Below are 21,334 nucleotides of genomic sequence, written 5' to 3' on the forward strand. Positions count from 1 at the left end.
TTTATATGAGGGGCAATATCCCAGGGCCGAATCGACGTGCAGGCGAGCCGTAGTCAGTGGTTCCCCGCAGCATCGGCCCGGTCAAGGATGGTTCGTGCGCGGTCGACGAGCGGTGGGTCAATCATTTGTCCGTCGACGGTGAACACGGCGGTTTCCGTTTCGCTAGCCTGTTCTTGCCCCTTGATCACCTTCTCGGCCCACTCGACTTCCTCGGTATCGGGCGTGAACGCCTCGTTGATGATATCGACTTGCGCGGGATGGATCGCCAGTTTCCCATCGAACCCGAACGCGATGACCGTCTCGGTCTGCTCGCGGAGACCGTCAGCGTCGTCGATGTCCGTGTAGACGGTATCCAGCGCATCGACGCCAGCCGCACCTGCGGCAGCGACGACGCGCTGGCGAGCGTACAGCGACTCCGACTTCTCGTCGGTGACAGTAGCCCCAACGTCGGCGGTATAGTCCTGGTCGCCGTAGGCGACGGCGACGACACCCGGCTCGCCCGCTATCTCCTCGGCAGCGACCAGTCCTGCCGCCGTCTCGATGAGTGGGATCACACCGACAGACTCCGCCCCAACGTCAGCGAGTTGGCCGGTCAGCGCCGCTACCGTCTCGCTACTCTCGGCTTTTGGAAGGACCACGCTATCGGGGAGTGTCTCGGCATCGCGAATGACCGCCGCGAAATCCCTGGACCCGCCGCGGTCCAAGGGATTGATACGGACACTGATCGATGGGTCGGGCTGTTCTAGCCCCTCGATTGTCTCTCTGATTGCCCGACGGGCCTCGTCGCGTGCCGCCGGCGCTACGGCGTCTTCGAGGTCGAATATCACCACGTCGGCTCCGGAGTCGACCGCCTTCTCCATCATCTCTCGTTCGTCGCCCGGACAATACAGGAGTGAACGGCGAACCATGGGACGATATCGTCCGGCTGTGGGAAAAACCCATAGCCGCCCGAACCACTTTGACGACCCAGCTTAATACGGAGGCATGGAGGACGGAGTGGAGCAGAAGCGGTCAGTAGCGGCGCTATTTGACGAACACGCCGAAGCGTATCTAGACAGTCGCGTCCACCGGGCGGGCGACGATCTCGAGCAGTTGGTCGAGTGGGCCGACACTGCTGATCGCGCGCTGGACATTGCCACAGGTGCGGGCCACACTGCCGGTGCACTGGCTGAAAGCGGCGTCGGACAAGTCATCGGAACTGACGCAGCGCCCGAGATGGTCAGGACTGCAACGCGGGCATTTCCCGACGTGACGGGCGTCGTGTGTGATGCTGAGCGCCTCCCGTTCGTCGCAAATTCGTTCGACTCAGTGACCTGTCGTATCGCTGCCCACCACTTCCCCGACCCGACGAAATTCGTCGAGGAAGTCGCTCGAGTCCTCGAACCCGGAGGAACCCTCGCCTTTGAAGACAACGTCGCACCCGACGACGATGCCCTCGACGACTTTCTCAACCGAGTCGAGCGGATTCGGGATCCGACACACGTCTGCTCACACCGCGTCAGCGACTGGCTCCAATGGGCTTCGGAGGCGGGCTTTACCGTCGAGACATCGCGAGTCATCACGAAGACGCTCGACTACGACGAGTGGGTCGCAAACGTCGATCTGTCGGCCGAGCGCCGCAAGCGCCTTGCAGCTGCCTTCGCCGACCGGCCATCCAGTGCAACCGAGACATTCGAAATCGCCGAATCAGACGGCGAGATTGAGTCGTTCGCTAATCTCAAACTGTTGCTTCGCGCGACCCGGTGAACGTCCGTCGTCATGGTGGCGGTACCGTGTCCGGTCAATCGTTTTTGATCGATTCGTCTCTCCGCTGGTGACCACCGTCGACTCCGTTCTCGAGAGGGTGGAAGCAGGCCGATTCATGGTTCTCACCGACCCAGGTGTCGAGTTCGGGTTCTTCGCTGTGACACCGGTCAGTCTCTTTCGGACAGCGGGGGGCGAACCGACATCCCGTCCCGCAGTTTACGGGGTTGGGTGGCTCCCCTTCGAGTGTAACGCGGTCGCGGGTCCCTCGTGGGTCCATCTCCGGGATCGCCGCGAGTAACGCCTCCGTGTACGGGTGTTTCGGATCGGTGACGATACGATCGGTTTTACCACGCTCGATGAACCGACCGAGATACATAATCGCCAACCGGTCGGCCACCCGTGTGAGACTGGCCAGATCATGTGAAATGTACAGGATGCCGATTCCCTCGGTGTCTGCCAGCCCCCGAAGCAGGTTCAACACCTCCGCCTGCAGCGATACGTCGAGCATCGAGGCGGGTTCGTCACAGATGAGGAAGTCCGGGTCGATAACCAGTGCCTGGGCGAGGGCGACCCGCTGACGCTGCCCGCCGGAAAGCTCGTTCGGGTACGAATCTAAATAGTGCTCAGCTGGTGCCAGTCCGACCCGTTCGAGCGTTTCTTTGACAGCCTCGTCGCGCTCGCCGAGGCGGTAGTCGTGAATCGTCAACGGTTCCTTGACGAGTTGTTTGACAGTGAGCCGGGGGTTCAACGACTCGTATGGGTTCTGGAAAACGACCTGGAGTTGCTGACGGAACGACTGGAGGTTCCCGTCCTGATAGTACTCGTGCGACTGGCCATCGAACGTGAACCTACCCGCGGTGGGTTCCTCAAGGAGCCCCAACGTCTGGGCGAGCGTCGACTTGCCACAGCCAGATTCGCCGACGATACCAAGTATTTCACCACGAGCGACCGAGAACGACACTCCATCGACAGCACGTACTTGCGATTTCTCGTTGTTGAAGACATCACGGAGCACGTCTCCTTGCTGCTCATACGCTTGGCGGATGGTGTTCGTGACTCTCGCAATTGACGGCGAGCCGTGGTCAAAAGGGAGTTGACCAAGTAGTGACCGCTTGCGGTCGTACCACTTGCACAGTCCATCGACTTCCAGAAGGACCTCTCTGTCGACGGACTGGGTGCCGTCATTGGTGCCACCCCACGTCGACGGGTCGTCAGCGCTGTGTCTCATTCGGGCTGCCCGATCAGTATGGTGGCAGGCGACTCGCTGGTTCCGGTACGGGAGTTTCTCCAACGGAGGGCGTGTACTCTCACATTTTTCGGTGGCGAAGGGACATCGTGGTTCGAAGATACAGCCTGTCGGAACCTCAGCCAGGGTTGGCGGTTCGCCGGGGACCGAGATGAGTTCGTTGCCGCCGTCGTCCTGCCCAGGGTACGCGTTCTGTAGCCCCATCGTGTACGGGTTCGATGGGTTAAGAAGAACGTTATCGACATGGCCCTGTTCCATGACCGTCCCGCCGTAGAGCACGGACATCTCATCGCAGGTCTCGGCGATGACACTCAAATCGTGGGTGATCAACAGCAGCGAACTGTCCGTCTTCTCCTGAATCTGCAGTATGTTCTCGATGATCTTGTCTTGAACGACGACATCGAGCCCGGTGGTCGGCTCATCGGCGATAATCAGTTTCGGGTCGAGTGCGAGTGCCATCGCGATGACGACCCGCTGGCGCATCCCCGCCGAAAACTCATGTGGATACTCGCCGGTCCGTTCTGGGTCCAGCCCAACAGTTTCGAACAGTTCACGGGACTGCCGACGGGCGCCTTGTTCGGAAACCTCACGGTGGGTCTGGATGGCCTGACGGATCTGTGCACCGACAGTCATGATGGGATCAAGTGCGTCGATAGCAGTCTGTGGAATGAACGCAATCTCTTCCCAGAGGAGGTCACGACGCTCCGCCGAGGACATTGACCGGAGGTCCCGCCCTTCAAATTCGATCTCACCTGACTCGATTACCGCATGGTCGGGCAACAGGCCGAGAATCGCCATCGCAGTTGTCGATTTACCCGAGGCTGATTCGCCCGATAGCGCGTAGTTGACGCCGTCTTCGATAGTGAACGAAAGGCCGTTGACGCTGTGGAGTTGCTCGTCTTCCGTATCGTATCGCACCACCAAATTGTCGACATCAAGTAGTGTCATTCTTTGATCCTTTTCCAGCAAGTGGTGTCACAGAATGAGCCGAGGTTAGAGGTAGGCCGGTCACTTTTAATCCCCTCTTGTAATCACGCTCGCATCGATTCATGTTATTCTCTACCAATCCTTTCATACTTATCAATCCCTTGTTTGTTGAATTTATGGTGTTTCGGTTGTGGCGTGTCCATTTGTGGGCTTCTAGAGTCGGGTCCCGAAGCCGAGATGGTGACAAACCATTAGGGGACATCCGTCGTAGTGCTTGAAGTGATATGTACAACGACATTCTGCTTCCGTTTGATGGAAGTGATGGAGCTGCGGAGGCACTGCATCACGCTGCCGAAATCGCCCACTGGGCCAACGCCACTATCCACGTCCTCTTTGTAGCAGATACAACACGCGATAGTGTCACCATCGTTGAAGCCCAGGTCGTTGACGCCCTCGTCCAGCAGGGCGAGGACATCGTGGAGGACGCCGAGAAGACACTGCGCACGCTTGGGGTGGACTATGATTCTGACGTCGTCCAGGGTAATCCAGCGCCGACAATCGTCGAGTACGCCGAGCGATACGACCACGACCTAATCGTGATGCCGACTCACGGTCGTGAAGGAGTTTCACGATACCTTCTCGGAAGTGTCACGGAGAAGGTCATCCGTCTATCTTCTGTCCCCGTTCTTACGGCGCGAATGCAGCCCGACGAACAACTGGTATTCCCTTACGAGAACATCCTCATACCGGCAGACGGGAGCGCCAGTGCGGTCCGTGCTGCCGAGCACTGTCTCTCGCTTGCAGCGTCTCTCGACGCGACGGTTCACGTGCTGTCTGTCGTGGATGATTCGTCGCTAGGTCCGGACGTTCGCTCGACCGTTCCCGATCTGGACAGAGAACAGGTAGCGACCGATGCCGTCGAGGACGTCGTGTCCAAGGCAGAGACGTACGGGGTTGAAAACACCGTACGACACATCGAACACGGCGCGCCCGTCGAGATGATTCTTAACATCATCGAATCGAACGATATTCACGCCGTCGTGATGGGGACAACGGGGAGACGTGGGGCTGATCGAATCCTACTCGGGAGTGTCGCTGAGAAGACCGCCCGGTCTGTGCCAGTGCCCGTCATCACGGTTGGTCACCGCGAGTAGGGTCTATCGGGAGTGTTGCATCGCTGTCGTGTTTGGATATCTGTACTGAATATGTATCACAAATTCTATGTGGTCAGTCGAGGTATTCTCGGTGAAGGGTGAATAGATGAGTCCTCTGTATTTTCTGTTTTTATGGAACAATAGTTCCCCTCTACAGCAACTCCCTGTGCAGCTTCCGGTCTCGTTCGATGTAGTCGTCGTACTGGCGATCATCGCCACCGTCTTCATCCTCTTCGTTACCCAGCCGGTTCCAATCGATGCCACCGCGGTCGGCCTCGTCGTCGCACTCGTCCTCCTCGGCGAATGGACCGGCGTGTCACCGGAGCAGGGCGTCTCGGGGTTCTCGAACCCCGCGACGCTCACCGTCCTGGCGATGTTCGTCCTGAGCGAAGGCGTCCGACGGACCGGCGTCATCCAGATCCTCACGCGGAAACTTATTGCGTTCGCCGGGGACAACGAGTTCAAACAGTTGCTCGCCACGGTCACGCTCTCCGGGCCGCCCGGCGGGGTCGTCAGCAACGTCTCGGTCGTCGCCGTGTTGATACCTGCAATAATGAACCTCGCCCGGCAAACGAAAACGTCGCCCTCGAAGCTCCTGATACCACTGTCGTTCGCCTCGATGCTCGGCGGCATGCTCACCGTCGTCGGGACGATAACGAACCTCCTGGCGAGCGAGGTGTGGGTCCAGGTGGGCGGTCCCAACGCAGAGCCGTTCGCCCTGCTTGAGTTCACGCATTTGGGCGCGATCGTCTTGCTCGTGGGGATCGTGTACCTGCTCACCGTCGGCCGATACCTCACTCCGGCACGGATCGAGCCGACGGGGTCGCCTACCGACGCGTTCGGCATGACCGACTACCTCACCGATGTCGTCGTCATGGAGGACTCGCCGCTCGTCGGTTCCCGGGTCGAGGAACTGGGCGAGGAGGACATTGACCTCGACGTGTTCCAGATCGTCCGTGGCAACCGGACGATCACCCGTGGACTCAGATCGGAACGGATCCAGGCGGGCGACGTCCTCTCCGTCAGGGCCGACCAAGAAACCCTCCAGGAGGTAATCGAGCAGGACCACCTACAGCTGTTACCGGAGGTCATGGAAGCGGCCACGGAAGACGATGCGTCCCTCCCGGCCGGTTTCTCGCCACGGCGTCACGGCGGGGAATCGCTCGACGCGGAACGCAGCGACTCTCCCGCCGAGGACGAGGCGTTGAGCGAAGACGCGGAGGAAGACGGCGACGAGACGGCCGAGGAGGCTCCCGACAAGGAGAACGAGCTCACCGAAGTCGTGCTGTTGCCCGGTCCCTGGTCGAGTCGGCGCAGCGGTGTTGCAGACTTCGAGCACGACTACGACGTGACAGTGCTTGCGATTCGGCGCGGCGACGAGGTGATCCGTCAACGTCTCCGAGAGGTCCGGTTGCAGGCCGGCGACGTTATCCTCGTCCAGGCGCCTGACCAAGTACTCGATCGCATTGCGAGGGACACGAACGTCGCCATCGCGGGCGAGGACAGATGGGAGGATTTCGACCGGTCGAAGATCCCCATCGCGCTGGGGATCCTTGCCGGCGCCCTTGGGCTCGCGGCACTCGACGTTTTGGGGCTTATGACGAGCGCGCTGACGGGCGTTGCGGCGATGTTCTTCACGGGCATCCTCACGCCCGAGGACGCATACGAAGCCATCGACTGGGAAGTAATCTTCATGGTGGCGGGGGTCATCCCGCTTGGCATCGCAGTCGAGGCCTCGGGCACGGCGGACCTCATCGCCGACCTCGTCGTTTCCGTCAGTGACCTCTTTCCCGTGATCGTGGTCCTGGGGCTGTTCTACCTTGGGACTGCGGTTATCACGGAAATGGTCAGCAACTCCGCCAGCGTCGTATTGCTGTTGCCAATCGGGGTTGAAGTCGCCAGCCAACTCGGCGCCAATCCCTTCGCGTTCGTAATGGCTGTGACCTTTGCCGCCAGCACACCGCTCCTGACCCCCGTCGGCTACCAGACGAACCTGATGGTCTACGGACCAGGCGGGTACAAATTCACTGATTTCGCACGCGTCGGTGCGCCATTACAATTGATCCTGACTGTCGTCACCACCGTCGGCATTGTGTTCTTTTGGGGAGTATAACCGGATGAGAGTAGAAAACTAGCAGCGATACCGCGCCGCTCAAAGCTGCACCAGCTGGGTGGTTACCGACCGACGAAGCTCTATGGTCGGATTGCTACCGGTTACGACTGTTGTGACGACTGAGATAGATCGATACGAATCTATGATTGGCCGACGGGTAACTCTCAGGCGAACAATTAATGCCACTTCCCTAATTTGATACTGGTGAGGACTCCAAACGAGCGATGGATCAACGAACTGTCTTCCATAAGCATCCCTATGCTACGATGGTCACCACCGTGTTCTTCTTCTCCCTCCTGATAACAGCATTATACTTCTTTGGCCTGTATCCTGGCGTACCGAAAACTCGGCCGAAGTTGGACGCATTTCTCACGATCACAGTGGTCCTTTTCGCCGCAACAGCGGTGAGCTGGATCACAGCACTAATTCTGAGATCGGATACTCACTGATTCACTTCGGAGTGAGATGATACTTTGCCTATCGATGATTTGCAAAGCAATGCCGCCCAGCGACCGAACACAAATTGATATGGGTAAGCGCTCCTGCAATCGTTAGTACAGCGGCGACAAGCCACCCGTGTTCATCATCGCCGACCGTGGCACCGGACAACGGTACGTGATCCCGGCGAAAGCCGCAGACGAATCGACGATTCGACTCCTGCTGGCTGACCGCCAGCAGGAGTCAATCACTGTCTATACCGACGGCTTTCGAGCGTACGAACCGCTCGAAGACGACGACGCATTCGACCGCGAATACGTCGTCCACGGCGACGGCGAATACGCCGACGACGAGGTGCACGTCAACACCTGCGAGAGCCACGCGTCGCGGGTGCGACGGTGGCTCTCGCCCCACCGAGGTATCTCCAAAGACAAGCTCACACAGTATCTTAGAGCATTTCAGCTACGCCGAGAGCTGTTTCGGAAACCCGGCCGAGATGCTCTCAAATACGCTGTTCGAGCAACTCTGTGAAATCAACAATGTGCTACGCATGAGCGTAGGACATTGTTGATGTAGAGGTGTCTTGCGATTATGGTACAGCCCGAGTTAGATAAGAACCTGCTCGCTGAGCGGTCTAACGGTCCGTTTCTATCCTCGCTCCCTTCGGGATAACTGTATCAACAATCTCCTACGGAAGAGCGTTATAATATTTTTGAGTGTCGGGCTGGTATGAGTATCCTGTACTGCTCATTAGCGGAACAGACTCACCAGTTTCGGGGAACTATCGTCAGCTACCCAATCCACCCGCCGATCTCGCCCTCCTCACTGTCTGCCGGAGCATCGTCTGCTGTCTTCGGAGCGGAGTCAAACGGCCGTTCAACGAGACGCGGCACTCCGTCATCGTATGTCCGGTTGGGGCGTTTTACACAGCCGAACGTCACGATGGGGCTACACTCAACGCAAGAGTGTGTCGCTCCGTCGAAGCCGTTGATTGTCACCGACCAGAAGATGACGCTTGCGAGCCGATACGTCTCCGCTGCTGGTCGACGAGTACTGGCAGACCGGCAGAACGGAACCTGCAGAATCAATCACTCAGAATCGACGAGACCCGCAAGCCACTCAGGAACTGGAACAATGGGAGACGACACAACTGCTGATTCAACCGACTCGCCCAGATATGTGAGTCGTGCAGTCACTGAACTCTCTGTTGGGAGTTGCTGCTCAAGCAGCCACGCATAGAACGCTACCTGCAGCCGATGCTGTTTCCTAGTTTCCTGCTCAATTGAACTGTGTGTGAGCTTTAGCTCGTCAACAACCCACTGTCCATCGAACTGAACAGAGACGATGTCTGCTCGATTTTGGGTTTCTATCTCGATGCCATCTATCTCAAGCACGGTATGAATCGGTTCCTCGACGTACTGGGTCTGGGCTTGCTGGATCTCCTTCCACGTATCGCTGGTAGCAAACTGTGGACAAATACGATCACTGAGATACGTCTGAATCGAAGCCCGCATTGCAGGCGTAATCCGAGAATCCGAGGCCGTAACGCTCTGAGCTAGAATCTCTGGGAGCGGTCCATCAAACGATCGGAGGCTCGCGGTAGACACGTTCTGCGAGACAGCACGTGTGAGAACTTGATGCGTGATTTCTCCAAGCTGTTCTCGCTCGATCCCATCCGGAAGGTCTGCGTCTATTGACCCACTCCGAGTAGAGACGCTCTCTGCTCTCTCATCTAGGATATATTGCGCCTTTGAACCAATCGTATTGGCGGTGAGTTGGTACACTGATGTTCCGTTCACATATCGGCTTGTCCATCCGGTCTTGGTTTTAGCTGGGACGTGAGCACTCCGGGGCGTTGGCTGTTGGCCCTCGCTCGATTTTCGCTCTGGCAACGCGACGTCGTTCACACCGACAGTGAGTGCCGCTTCTTTCTCAGCGTTGGATACTGGGGCCTCGTATATACCTGCTGATGAGTTCTCTTTAAACGAGAGTGCGTCAGCCAGCGTTGCTATCCACGACATTTCAACACCGTTATCTCGGCGTTCATAGGGTAGTGAGAGGACGAGATGATCGCGTGCTCTCGTGAGAGCAACGTACAGGACTCGCCACTGTTCTGCACAGTATCGCTGACTGATCCTACTGAGCGATGGAGGGCCAGCAATGCGACCGTCACTCCAGTAGTCACTCGCCCACCGAAGTGACCCATAGTCCGTCGTCGCAGGCCCTTGGTCATCTGACTGTGTGAGCGGTGTTCGAGAGACTGTCTCTGGCGGCGCAAGCGCCAGTGTATCGCCGAGTGCAAGAAACGTATCAGTATGCGGGCCCCGAAAATTCACGGAGCCGCTCGCATCTGCGAGACAGACAACGCTATCTTCGTCGCCTTTCATATTGTGGATCGTCCGAAACACGATGTCGTACTCGTCTTGATTTGGCACGGGGTGGACGAGGCCGTCTTTTGGCTCCGCAACATAGCTGTTCAGGATCTGAGCGAGTTCACTGAGTGAATATCTCTCATCGCCTTCCCAGTCTTCGATCGAGTAGAGAAGTGCATCGCAGGCTGCCAGACGTCGTTCAGGATCTGGTACTTGACCAAATGGGTCTGCACGCAAGCCAAGCATCTCGATGATCTCTTCGGCAATGAGCGACCCTGGATCACTCGTGTGCCGAGCACGCCGCCGCGCAAGAGCCACGAGCCCGGCCAGGAATCCGTCTTCAGTGGCTGCTTGTCGATCAGAATCACCACGTTCTGCCACGGCATCGATTTGATACCCGGCATCCTCGAATAACGCAGTGCTCTCGGACGAAAGCGGGAGACACTCGGACTCAACGAGGCGACGGGTGCGTTCGGGGTCATATGGCTCAACCAGCCACCAGACGACTCGACAGATGAGTTTGATCAGCGGGTTCTCGAAGAGGTGAGTACTCGCATTGACGACAGAGAACCCCTGATTTGTCAGCTGCTCCGCCAGCTCATCCATATTCGAGCGAGTGGCAAACAGGACTGTCACGGTGTCATGTCCGAATGTACCATCTGTAAGTCCGCCAGCGAGATAATTCGCCACTGGCGTCTTTTCTGTCTTGAACCAGTCTGGAGTACCAGGCGCCCCTTCTGGCTGTGTGTATCCCGCAATATGGACTGCAGGGTCTGCTGTCCCACTTCGCGTCGGCTCGAGCGAGGAATAGTCGGTGTTCGCCGAGACAGCGTCGACACCGCCTCCACGGGCTGGGTCTGTGAACACGTCTCCGAAGATCGTATCCACAGCTGCTGCGATGTCCGGGCGCATCCGGTAGGTGCGAGACCCAGAGTAGGACCGATGCTCTGTCCATTCCGTCTCGAAGTATTCACCGCGCTTGAAGCCCGTCACAAACTGCTCTGGCCGTGCATTCCGCCAGACGTAGATGCACTGATCGACATCGCCAGCCATCAGCACCCGTGTCTCGTCGGTAACAAACGGCGCTAACGCATCGTGCTGTGCAATCGAGATATCTTGCGCTTCGTCGATAAGCAGCGACTGGAACTTGGCAGTATATCGTGCTTTCACGCGGGCTCGGTATTCTTCCGACGCATTCTCGTCGGCGCCGGCTATGTCCTCCAGCGGGTTGTCGAAGTATTCAGCGATCCAGTAAGCGATGTCAGCGTGCGAAACAACACCCTGCTCACGACACGCAGCATCGTACGCACGTTCGTACCCTTCGAGAACAGTACAAAACTCTTCGATACAGGTGAGCCACTCTTCATAGCACTCTTGGTCGTCCTTGACAGCCTCGTTCGTTTCCCCATCTGTTTCAGGCGGTTGTTGGGCTGCAAAGTCGGTGGCGACGTCGTCGTCGTAGAATGTGCGTATGTCTCCAAGGAGGTCTGCAAGCGTCTCTGGTGGCCCACTTGGATACACATCGGTGACGGTGTCTCGAAGCTGGGCTTCGAAGTCGTCGATCGAGAGCCGCCGATCGCGCTTTTTCGCTCTCGCGTCCTCGAGAAGGGTATGAAGGCGGTCGTCCGACTCGTCGTCCGAATCGGCAGCAGTCGGATACGCAGTATCAAGCCGTGTACACTGGTCAGAATAGGCATCATCTTGGCGGACCGACGCTATGCAGTTCTGTCGAAGGAGCGAGAGCTGCGACGCGTTCCCGACGCTCGGCATGCCATCAAAGCCAAGTTCAGACGCAATATCCTCGAATATCTCACGGAGCACGCTGTCTATCGTCCCGATATGGTCTGTCATCTGAAGGCGGCGTTTGAGCCGGTCTGCCGTCTCGGGAGATATCTGGACAGGATACTCTCCATCCGTATCCTCAGCAAACGCATCAAGCGCGTCTCTGATGCCTGGTTCGATGCTCGCTGCATCCTCACGTGAAAACGAGATCACACAGAGTTGTTGTTCGGGACACCGGTCGCCGGCAGCATCAGCCCGAACAAGGGCCTCTGCGGCGATCTGGTTGAGCGTCGTGGATTTCCCAAACCCTGGATTGCAATCCAGAGCGAAGAAGCCAGCGTCGTGCTGAAAGTAGTCCTCACGGACAGCAGCCTGTTTCCCCTTCATCGGGGGAACAGTCTTACTCATTCATCTCCCCCGTCTGTGCTGACGTTCTCTGGAATCGACTTCCGAACCCGGTCAGGTAAGATGACATTTTCTCCCAACAGCTCGCGATACGCGTTTTCACTGAGTGTCGTTGTCGAGAGGTTCTCCAGCAGTGGTGACCGCTGATAGCTGACCCCTTTCACATCTTCGGTGAACCGAGTCACGATCATGTGATTCGTCGCCGTCCGAACTGCGTCGACTGCGTGGTCGTACTCGCGTTCTTCAGTCCACGCACCTCTGACACCAAGGGTGCGTGCCTCGGGTGATTCGCCGTCTGTGACGGCCGTCTGGACTTCCACCGGGAATTCGCCGTGGGGTTGCTGCGGCCATTCACCGTCGACGAACCCGAGTGCGATGACGAATGGATACGACCGTAACCATGTGTCAGTCGCATCGAGTACATCGAGTCGCTCAGCGTTCTCGTGTTCTCGGCGGCCTGGGCGAGCTGTTGCGATCGTCTCGATCACCTCCAGAACTGACGACCATGACGACTCGATCTGGTGTCGGTCACGCCAGTCGGCGTATTTTGCACGAGCCTCGCGTAGCAAGTGATCAGAATCAGTATCCCCGGCGACGCGCTGTATGGCCCGGGCAGCATGTGACGTCTCAGTATATGCTACCGTATCGTTTTCCTCGATGTTCGGAAGAACAACAGTCTCAAACCCATCCAGAACTGGGCCAAGCGTAGCGAGAATATCATCTGGTTCCGGCGCAGATCGATGGCGCTGGCACCAATCAAGATAGCTCTCGAAGCGACGCTGGACGTTCAGACTAACCGACGTCGTCATGGCAACAGTGTCACGCCACTGATCCAGCGTTCCGGAATAGTCCGTGCCGACGCCCTGCCGGATTTCACTAAGTTCAGCAGGTGTAAACGGTGTAACGCTCTCATCTCCTTCTGCGCCATCCTCCGTGACGAGCCACTGACATTCCAGTGGCCGGAACATGGTCTCGGCATCGATAGTGCCGGCAGACGCAGCGGCAAGCACTGAACAGGTCTCAGCCACGACTCGATACGGGAGCGATCGCTTCAGCTCTAGCTGCGTCCAAAACGAGAGATGACGTCCGTATGTGTTCGATGCACGGGTCAAATCACGTTCGTACTTGTCGATATCACGAGCAACGATCGCGATATCACTCACGGAGACCCCTTCTCGAAGAAGCCCCTCACAAACCGCGAGTGCAGCCCTCGCCTCCTCAGCCCGTGTTGGGGCCACGATCTCCGTTGCTGGCGTAGTCCGGAACTCATCGATCTGCAAGCGCTCAATCGAATCTGACGGACTTGGAGTACTACTACCGTCCAGTCGCGACTGAAGTCGGCTGGCAATCCGCGGGCCAGTGCGTGCACGGAGATAGAGATGAACGGTACTCGAAGTCTCGCGACCGATCGCTGTCAGAAACGCGAGCAACGGCGTCCCCAACGTACTAATTCCGACAACGTTGACCCGCTCAATCCCAGAGTACTCTTTCTGCCAAGCATCTCCTCCTGTGTTTGCTACGACTTCAGTGCCCGCCTCTAACACCGCCTCTGTGGAGATGTATTCCTCGACGCGGTCGCGAAGCTGCTCCTCAAGACTGCTGATACCCGTCAGAAGGTCAAGTGCATCTAGACGAGCAACACCGTCAAGCTCAGCACAGACCGTCTCAAGTTCGGAATGGCGTGTTGAATGATGCCCTGTGAGTAGCGACAGTTCTTCTCGCGCCGCTTCGATCCGATCCAACTGGGTTGTAAGCGACGTTCCAAAGACACGAGATAATCGAGACACATCTCCAGACGGAGACTCCAACAGGTCTTTGAGCACCTGGAGGCGATCCATTCGATCAAGGACCGCTGGATCTGATTCCTCCGGTGATGAAAGAAGCTCGGTCGCCACGGCTGCTGGCGTGAGCAATGCAAGTGAACTTCGCGGCTGATTTCTATCGGCAATCACTCGTTTCAGGTTTCGCCGATGAAACTGTTCAGGGGCAAGAACAATATCTGTCGGCTGCTGAGCACGGTGAGCGCGGTTTATCAACTCCTCTTCTGCACAAATATGGATATTTTCTACGTCAACGGGCGACTTTGAATGGAGGTGGCTACTCATACTCTCTAGTTTTGTGAACGTAACTCAGTACAAGCGCGCATGGTATAGAAACTGGTGTGAGTACACACCTTTTTATCAGCAAGCCGGCTACTATTGAATGCACACAACACTGGCGCTCCACGCCATCTCTTTTGGGATGCACGCTTACTCATCCAGTAGTCACCTCGCTACGCAGAGCCGCTGGTACGATTGCATTCTCAAACGCTTGTTTACGACACTTTCAGAGGTTGTGAGCCTGATTGACTTACTATTCTCTGTTATTCGTCAGCCGTTCGCTTCAATGCCAGCCACTAGCCGATTGTCAAGGAACCGTTCTCGGAGTGTCCTGTCGTTGCTGATACTTCCGAGGAGTTGTCGAACGCGGTCGGGTGACTGCAAGAGATTATATCGGTTGACGAGGGCAGTTGCAGATCGGGTTCCAACTGGCCGGCCCGTAACTGCCGCATCGCGAAGTGCGAGGCGAATGACCTGCAGATCATGACGCGAGTCAAAGCCCCAGGCCGCAGCTCGCTCTTCGAGTTCGGTATCGTATGTGTCGAAGCCGATGATATTGTGACACTCCCGACAGAGACAGACCCCCTGATCAGGGTCGTGTGACCAGTGGTGATAGTCTAGATTCCCGCCGACAAGTGCTGAGTTACGTTCAAGATCAGTCCGCGTACGTCGACACAGCGGACAGGTAACTTCCCAGTCCCACCCGAAGGCTGCAGTTTTCGTCGCGAACCGGTCGGTATACTCGTCGGTGCGTGGTTCGCCCTTGCTGTTGGTGATGCCACTCCAGAGCCAGTCATCCCAGAATCGCTGGACCATCGTCGTGAGTGTCGCGGGTTCGACGATCTGGAGATAGGCTGCATCAACGGCAACAGCACACCAGGTCCGTAGGTCGACGTCACACTGTGTGCATGCCGCATCGAAGTACGGGACGACACCTGGGAGGCCTCGTTCATACAGCGTGACTGCCTCACTACAGTTCGGACAACAGATTGCGACGGGCACATCCAGCAGTGGGGACTGTTCGTCGGCTTGTGACAACACCCGGGCACGGTCGCCATACGGTTGCTCAGTCGAACGCGTAAGGGTGGTCCCGTCGACGAGGCCGTCCAGAGCAGCTGTCGGTGTGGTCTGGGTCATACGCCGACATCTGCATGTCGCTCTGTCTTCGGTGTCTGATCTGGCTGGCTCAGTTGCAGATTCTCGATAGGCTCAGTGTCGATGGTCTGCCAGCCAACGCCGCAGCGACGCTCTTCGACCCGCCACATTGTCTCCTTCCCACGACAAGCGAGATATCGAATACGCCGCGGCTGGTCGTTGGCATCCTGCTCAAACGAAAGGACAAGAACGGTGTTTAGGTTCTGTTCGGGGCGATCTACTGGTGGTGATTTAGTTCGTGTCATACTGTGTGTGAGAAGAGCTGGCACCAGCAAGCATTGTACTCGGGACCGACGCCGGCGTGCTCACTGCTGACTCTCCTCGGTCTTGCTCGGATGCACGAATACAATTCGACGCAACCCAACACAGAGAGCCTTTAGCCGGCTAGAATTTGTCCATTCGCTGCAGCCAAACGGACGGTATCTGGGTCAGTCACGTTCCCTATCGTTTTCTCCGGTCACCACCTACCTTTGGACATGACTTTCGGACCAACGTGGAACAATCTCCGTGACAATGTTGAAGCATTGCAGTCTGATGCAATCCTCGTTACCCCGCTGTCACGCAAAGCCTTCAGCATCGAGGATGTGCAGGAACATCGCGTCCTGATTCAGTACCGGGATGACGACGAGACAATTCCACTCCAGAAAGACCAATTTGAGACGCTCTACGAGCGCGTGAGTGATGCTCGTGGCGAATTCGATGTTGACCGCCTGCCGCCGGACGCGGAACCGTACGCGACTGTCTTGTCTCTCCATCCACGCTTCGAGGTTGACGACCGAGCTGGGACATTGACTGAAAGCGATCAGTCGACGGGGTCGCCGCTAGTAGAAGCCCAAGGTGGGAGTGAGGAACTCGATGAGACCGAGCGCGAAGAGCCGGATCTGGACGTGTATGCAGACGCATTACTGCTGATTGACGCCCTCGAACGTCACGACCTGACGACGCTCGAAGCTGTCGACACGCCCGCACTCGTGAACATCTACACCCTGCTCTCGGACGTCCAGCGCAATGCAAACGACCTCCGGAAAGACGTTCGGAGCGTCTTGCTTGACCGACTACATCACGACCAGCCGGTTTCTGGACAGTTTGGCTCCGTCCAGCGGACTACGCGTCGGAACCGGTCGCTCAAAGACGACGAGCTAGTGTTGAACGCGTTCGAGGCCGCCGGCATCGAACGCGAGCGGTTGACGACGGTCGACTCCAGCAAAGTCGACGACGCACTTGCGGTGACCGACCTTTCCGAGACCGATGTCTACGATATCGAACCGAGCGAGTACGTTCGCAAGGCCGATGTGGACGAGCAAGAGAAAGAAACGCGCCTGCAAGGACTGAAAGACCAACTTGAGGCAACCGAGGGCGACGAAGCTGACGAACTCCGTAACGAAATCGAAGCGCTCGAAGACCGGATCGCTGAATTAACCGAGTTCCGATCGGGTCGGTCATTCCACGAGTCGTCGGCCGGTGGCTAACGTAACTACCGCCTACAACGGGTGTCTCAATCGTCGTCTGCGAGTGTCTCCGACGCGTCCTCTAGCGCTTCTATCGCGTCCTCCAACTCCTCGGAAACGTCGGCGTCGTCCACTTCCTGCTTGGCAAGTCGGGTCTGTTTGATCGCTTCTTTCACTCTACCTGTCACTTCCACGCATTATCAATCAACCATCGATCACAAAAATCTCTGGGGTCCCTTTCGTTTGAAATTTGCTTTGCGTGACGTGCCCGGACACGAGAGCCAGCCCATTCAGTGACACAGAGCGCGAGCGGTTCGTGACTGAGAGGACCCAGCCTGTCGGCTGTCGAAGCTGAGAGCTAATGTCCGCGCCCCTACTGCCAGACAGAGTGCAGACCAGTGCAATACACTGGAGTTTCGCGAGTGTCCTTACCGCACCCACTTTCGGCCTACCGCATACCCAGCACCCAACGCGAGACCAACGAGGTGTCCGATGACATCTGCGTTTCCAGTGGGAAAGAATCCAACAGACTGACCGAGCAGGTACATACCAAAGCCGAGCGGGAACAGGAGTGCCGCACCCTGCCAATACGCGCGCAGTGCCTCGTACTGAACAGGCCCATATTCGCTCGTATCCAGTTCCAGTCCCTCTCGATGTGCGAGAGACAGGTGTGCCCCGTAGAAGCCCACGAACGCGAGTGCGCCGCCACTAGCACCCAACGTACTCTGTCCGGTCACGGCTGAACTGACCGTCACTGCCACCAGCGCCGCCGCGACGAAGAACCACAGCACCTCGATGCAACTCATATGCTGCTCGCTCTCGCCGGCGAACAGCCAGAGGAAGGCAACGTTTCCAAGTAGATGCGTCACATTGGGTGGGAGATCATGTGATATAATTGCCAAAACGAGCCCCGGCGATAGCGCTGGGAACGAGGCCGTCGTGAACAGCCACTGCCACTGCTCGACTGTCCAGCCGAGATAGAGTGTCCCGATCTGGAGGCCGTACCACAGCAGGATAGTCAGTATCAGTGACTGCGTGGCACGCCGCTTCCTGAACGTGAGTCGGCGGTAGAGCTCGTCAGCGAGCGGCAGCTTCGGTAGCGCCCCAAGATGCTTCATCGAGACGTTACACCCAGCCATCCGGCAGTCGCTCTCCATGGCTCTGGACTAACTCGAGGAACGGTTCGATCTCAGCGAACCGGGGCCCTTGACTAATCTCATAGGTCTGCTCATCCAACACGATGTAGCCAGCGTCGGCCAATTTTGGGAGGTGGAGATGGATATATTCGGCGTGGATCGGCGTCCCAGTGTTTGACTCATCGGTTCGGACTTCTGTGAAGTGGACTGTCTCCGTCGGTTCCTTGGCAGCTAAGCCCGTCAAGACCCGGCGGCGAGGTTTCGCTTTGAGACACTCACAGAGTGTGTCCCAAGGATTGTGTCCAGTCATGGCTACACTCCCTCCAGTGCCGCGGCCACCATCACAGCGATAATCAGCCCTGCGAGAAACGTAGCTGACAGCCACGAGAAGCCGGTTACTGCGGATAGATGATACTGCATCTCAACTACCGCTGTCGCCAGTGGGCTGGCAAGGATGACTGCAATGAACGCCCCGAGTACGTACTGCCCATCAATCTGCCCGCGCTGCCGGTTCTGGTCAGTATACGATACCCTCGCAATCGGTGTGCAGCGGTCTGCACTATCTTCGGTAGCTTCCATCGACACCTTCGCCGACGATGGCAGGGGACAAAAACCGGGAAGACCGTTTCAGGGCTTCTACCTGGGGTTTATCGTCATCAAGAGGGCCCTGTATCAGCGTCAACCCATACTTCTTGCCTTTATTACCCAGGTTGTCTAACCGAAGCGTATGGAGCGAGTCCCGTCGGCGTTCGCTGATGAATTCGACGCCAAAGGAGAACGGTTTTTCGCGATTGCCGAGCTGTTGTACGCCAACCCCGACCGGCAATACACCCAGCAGGAACTCGCCGAGCGATTCGACTGCTCAACGACGACGATCAGTAATCACACCGGTGAGATGAGTGAGTGGCTCGACCGTCGCGACAGCCAGACCACCTACGCCTGGGACGTCGACGTCCACGATCCAGGCCACACGGAGACCACTATGGCTGTCCAACGGTTCTATGCCGACCTCTGGAGTCTCCTGAAAAAACACTCTCGGACTGGCCCAGGGGCGTTCGCCCTTTTTGGGTTCATAATGCTTCTCACCGGTAGCGTCGTATTCTCCGTGTATGGAGCGTTCACAGTCGGTCTCCTTTCAGAGTCAGCGCTCCCGGAAAGGGCCTATCTGGGTATTGCCATCGGGTGTGTACTCACCGGCATCATTGTGACACTCTGCTCACCGTATATGGCCTGGGTAAGCGGATTCCTGTGGCCACGGCTGCCTGAGGGCCCGTTTGGGAAGGACAAATGATGATGGTCATTACGGACTGTCAAAACCCAGTCACTCAGCTTGATTAGTCCTGGCCGGGCTCGTCGGTATCAGACTCTCATACGAATGGAAAGCAGTATATAATACCTCAGTGACATCCTCTATTACGTCGTCGAGTTCAGAGAGATTATCCAAGACTGACAACGATATACTCAACTAGTCTCTTTCCCGTCGTATATACGTTGGTTCAACGCAGACTACCCTTTAGGACGGTGTGAGGAGATCATCCATCTTTGCGAGATTCCATAGCGACCAGTGCTCGTCGAGTTGGTCTTCAAGTCCTTCAACGAACCCACTCTTTGAGAACAGTGCGAAGCACTCCTCCCGATCATCTGGCCCCCATCTAACGGTCCCTGCTTTTGCCTGCAGGTCATTGACGAGCTCCGTCCCGACTGGCTCCGATGTCCACTTGCACTCGGCGAACAGGATTCGGTTATCGTTCGGTGCGAGCCCCACAATATCGACTTCGTCTTCCCCGTACCACCACCGCCCGACCTCTGAGTACGGTTCGAATTCACCGCGTCGAATCCCCTCCCACACGGCTTCCTGACACACGTCCTCGAATGCAGTGGCGACGTGCATTGGAAGATCAGGGGCGATCGTACCGTCGTAGACGATATCCGGTGCTTCTTCGATACTGGAGCGGTTCGGCTCAACGTACCGAAACCAGAACCGAAGGAACTCGTCAGCGACGCGGTACCGTGACCGCTTCGACTTCTTTCCGGACGCTGTCACAGGGACTTCCCGATCGATCAGTCGGAGTTGCCGCAACGTCTGTAGATACTTCGATAACGGACCGGCATCGATTCCCGTCGCTCCTGAGATCTCGTTCGGCGTCGTGTGCCCCAGCGCCACCGCTTCGAGAATACTCATGTACCGCGCGGGATTCCGGAGCTCCGTCCGAAGCAAAAACTCCGGCTCGTTGTACAGTACTGCTGACGGCGATAGCACCTGTGACCGGACGTTTTCCGCGAGCGACCGCCCGTAATCGAACAGCGTGAGATACATCGGCGTCCCACCGGTAATCGCGTACGATCGAATCGCGTCTGCGATCTCGTAGTCGATGATCTCACGAGCCTGCTGAAATGAGAACGGCTGCACGTCGAGTTGCCCCGTACGACGACCATACAATGGGCTCTCGTGGCCGAGTACCTCAGATTCCATCGTACTCACACTAGACCCACAGAGAACCAGCATCGAATCGGTCTCTTGGAGTTGTTCGTCGACAAATCCCTGTACGTAAGATGGGACTGAGTCGTTCTCCGAGACAAGATACGGGAACTCGTCGATCACAACCACTAGCTCCTCAGAACGAAGTTTCTCCCCGAGGTAGTCGAAGGCCTCGTCCCACCCGTCGATCCGTGGAGTCCGATCGTCGAAGAACGCTGCAACCTGGTCGATGAACTTCTCGCGCTGCCGATGCTCGGCTTCCTGCGCCGCGAGAAAGTAAATATGCGGCCGATCAGTACAGAACTCCTTCAGCAACTCTGTCTTGCCGACACGTCGACGCCCGTAGACGACGAATACGTCCGGGCCAGGCGACTCAAACGCAGTTGAAAGCGCATCAAGCTCCTTTCTCCGGTCATAGAAGGTCATACTTTGGATAATGATTATTACGATAATGACTTATGCGTTTTGGCGCGACCCTTCAATTGTATGCCCCTAAAGAGTCACACAGTCGATTCGGCAGCAGATTTCGCCGGCGCAACATATTGTCCATCACTACTACGACCACGAGTGTAAACACCGGTAGCTTGTCCTCGGCATAGCTTCTGCGACCACGGTTTCGAGAGGCCAGGCGAGGACGATTCTCGCGTCACTTTGCCCGCTACTCTAGAACAACAGTTCTACGTGACCAATGACCTGCTTCCGAAGAGCGTTCTGGGAATTTTTGAGTGGGTTTACTGGAAAGTTAGAGCGTGTCATACAATAGTTCTCAGCACATATCGTTCACAGACCCAATCTCGAATAAAACTAACAGCCTACGAAACTACGGGCTTCTGT

Annotated in this window: 14 protein-coding genes and 2 pseudogenes; 6 read left to right on the forward strand and 10 right to left on the reverse strand. The window is 57.1% G+C overall.

Features of this window, described 5'->3' with window-relative positions; genetic code table 11:
- Nucleotides 1-53 precede the first annotated feature (53 nt).
- A complete protein-coding gene (locus Har1131_RS18260) occupies nucleotides 54-908 on the reverse strand; it encodes a CoA ester lyase (RefSeq protein ID WP_151147994.1) in 855 nt (284 codons plus the stop codon).
- Nucleotides 909-984: 76 nt separating this feature from the next.
- On the opposite strand from Har1131_RS18260, the gene Har1131_RS18265 reads away from it, so the two are divergent.
- Complete coding sequence (locus tag Har1131_RS18265) at nucleotides 985-1,746, forward strand: class I SAM-dependent methyltransferase (protein WP_151147996.1); 762 nt, start codon at nucleotides 985-987, stop codon at nucleotides 1,744-1,746.
- Nucleotides 1,747-1,780: 34 nt separating this feature from the next.
- Here Har1131_RS18265 and Har1131_RS18270 read toward each other — a convergent pair whose 3' ends face one another.
- Complete coding sequence (locus tag Har1131_RS18270) at nucleotides 1,781-3,940, reverse strand: ABC transporter ATP-binding protein (protein ID WP_151147998.1); 2,160 nt, start codon at nucleotides 3,938-3,940, stop codon at nucleotides 1,781-1,783.
- Between the two features lie 263 nt (nucleotides 3,941-4,203).
- Here Har1131_RS18270 and Har1131_RS18275 point away from each other — a divergent pair, with 263 nt between their 5' ends.
- The 3 genes and pseudogenes from Har1131_RS18275 to Har1131_RS18285 all read left to right on the forward strand — a co-directional run.
- Nucleotides 4,204-5,073 (forward strand): universal stress protein, encoded by an 870-nt coding sequence (locus Har1131_RS18275; RefSeq protein ID WP_151148000.1) that lies wholly within the window; start codon nucleotides 4,204-4,206, stop codon nucleotides 5,071-5,073.
- 106 nt (nucleotides 5,074-5,179) lie between these two features.
- On the forward strand, nucleotides 5,180-7,186 hold the full coding sequence (locus Har1131_RS18280) for an SLC13 family permease (protein WP_151148002.1): 2,007 nt from the start codon (nucleotides 5,180-5,182) through the stop codon (nucleotides 7,184-7,186).
- 555 nt (nucleotides 7,187-7,741) lie between these two features.
- Nucleotides 7,742-8,155 (forward strand): annotated as a pseudogene (locus Har1131_RS18285) (IS1595 family transposase); the annotation flags it as partial.
- Between the two features lie 260 nt (nucleotides 8,156-8,415).
- Here Har1131_RS18285 and Har1131_RS22780 read toward each other — a convergent pair.
- The 4 genes and pseudogenes from Har1131_RS22780 to Har1131_RS18305 all read right to left on the reverse strand — a co-directional run.
- A pseudogene (locus tag Har1131_RS22780) lies at nucleotides 8,416-8,691 on the reverse strand (hypothetical protein); the annotation flags it as partial.
- Between the two features lie 21 nt (nucleotides 8,692-8,712).
- Nucleotides 8,713-12,186 carry a UvrD-helicase domain-containing protein gene (locus Har1131_RS18295; RefSeq protein WP_151148005.1) on the reverse strand — a complete coding sequence of 1,158 codons (3,474 nt, stop codon included), beginning with the start codon at nucleotides 12,184-12,186 and terminating at the stop codon, nucleotides 8,713-8,715.
- Nucleotides 12,183-14,288, reverse strand: coding sequence for a hypothetical protein (locus tag Har1131_RS18300; RefSeq protein ID WP_151148008.1), 2,106 nt, complete (start codon nucleotides 14,286-14,288; stop codon nucleotides 12,183-12,185). Before Har1131_RS18300 ends, Har1131_RS18295 begins: the two co-directional genes overlap by 4 nt.
- Before the next feature lie 264 nt (nucleotides 14,289-14,552).
- Entirely contained in the window at nucleotides 14,553-15,419 is an 867-nt protein-coding gene (locus Har1131_RS18305; protein WP_151148011.1) for a hypothetical protein, read from the reverse strand.
- 494 nt (nucleotides 15,420-15,913) lie between these two features.
- On the opposite strand from Har1131_RS18305, the gene Har1131_RS18310 reads away from it, so the two are divergent.
- Nucleotides 15,914-16,906: a hypothetical protein gene (locus tag Har1131_RS18310; RefSeq protein ID WP_151148014.1), complete on the forward strand. Its 993-nt coding sequence runs from the start codon at nucleotides 15,914-15,916 to the stop codon at nucleotides 16,904-16,906.
- 26 nt (nucleotides 16,907-16,932) lie between these two features.
- On the opposite strand, the gene Har1131_RS21940 is transcribed toward Har1131_RS18310, so the two are convergent.
- The 3 genes from Har1131_RS21940 to Har1131_RS18320 form a co-directional block, all read right to left on the reverse strand.
- Nucleotides 16,933-17,079 (reverse strand): hypothetical protein, encoded by a 147-nt coding sequence (locus Har1131_RS21940; RefSeq protein WP_191907512.1) that lies wholly within the window; start codon nucleotides 17,077-17,079, stop codon nucleotides 16,933-16,935.
- A gap of 234 nt (nucleotides 17,080-17,313) precedes the next feature.
- Complete coding sequence (locus tag Har1131_RS18315) at nucleotides 17,314-18,042, reverse strand: rhomboid family intramembrane serine protease (RefSeq protein ID WP_127015133.1); 729 nt, start codon at nucleotides 18,040-18,042, stop codon at nucleotides 17,314-17,316.
- A gap of 291 nt (nucleotides 18,043-18,333) precedes the next feature.
- Nucleotides 18,334-18,600, reverse strand: coding sequence for a hypothetical protein (locus Har1131_RS18320; protein ID WP_151148017.1), 267 nt, complete (start codon nucleotides 18,598-18,600; stop codon nucleotides 18,334-18,336).
- 148 nt (nucleotides 18,601-18,748) lie between these two features.
- On the opposite strand from Har1131_RS18320, the gene Har1131_RS18325 reads away from it, so the two are divergent.
- Nucleotides 18,749-19,312: an HTH domain-containing protein gene (locus Har1131_RS18325; RefSeq protein ID WP_151148019.1), complete on the forward strand. Its 564-nt coding sequence runs from the start codon at nucleotides 18,749-18,751 to the stop codon at nucleotides 19,310-19,312.
- Nucleotides 19,313-19,534: 222 nt separating this feature from the next.
- Here Har1131_RS18325 and Har1131_RS18330 read toward each other — a convergent pair whose 3' ends face one another.
- The gene (locus Har1131_RS18330) at nucleotides 19,535-20,926 is read right to left on the reverse strand and encodes an ATP-binding protein (protein WP_151148022.1); all 1,392 of its coding nucleotides are present in this window, start codon (nucleotides 20,924-20,926) and stop codon (nucleotides 19,535-19,537) included.
- Nucleotides 20,927-21,334: the final 408 nt, after the last annotated feature.

The organism is Haloarcula sp. CBA1131 (assembly GCF_008728975.1).
In the GTDB taxonomy this organism is placed as follows: Archaea; Halobacteriota; Halobacteria; order Halobacteriales; family Haloarculaceae; genus Haloarcula; species Haloarcula hispanica.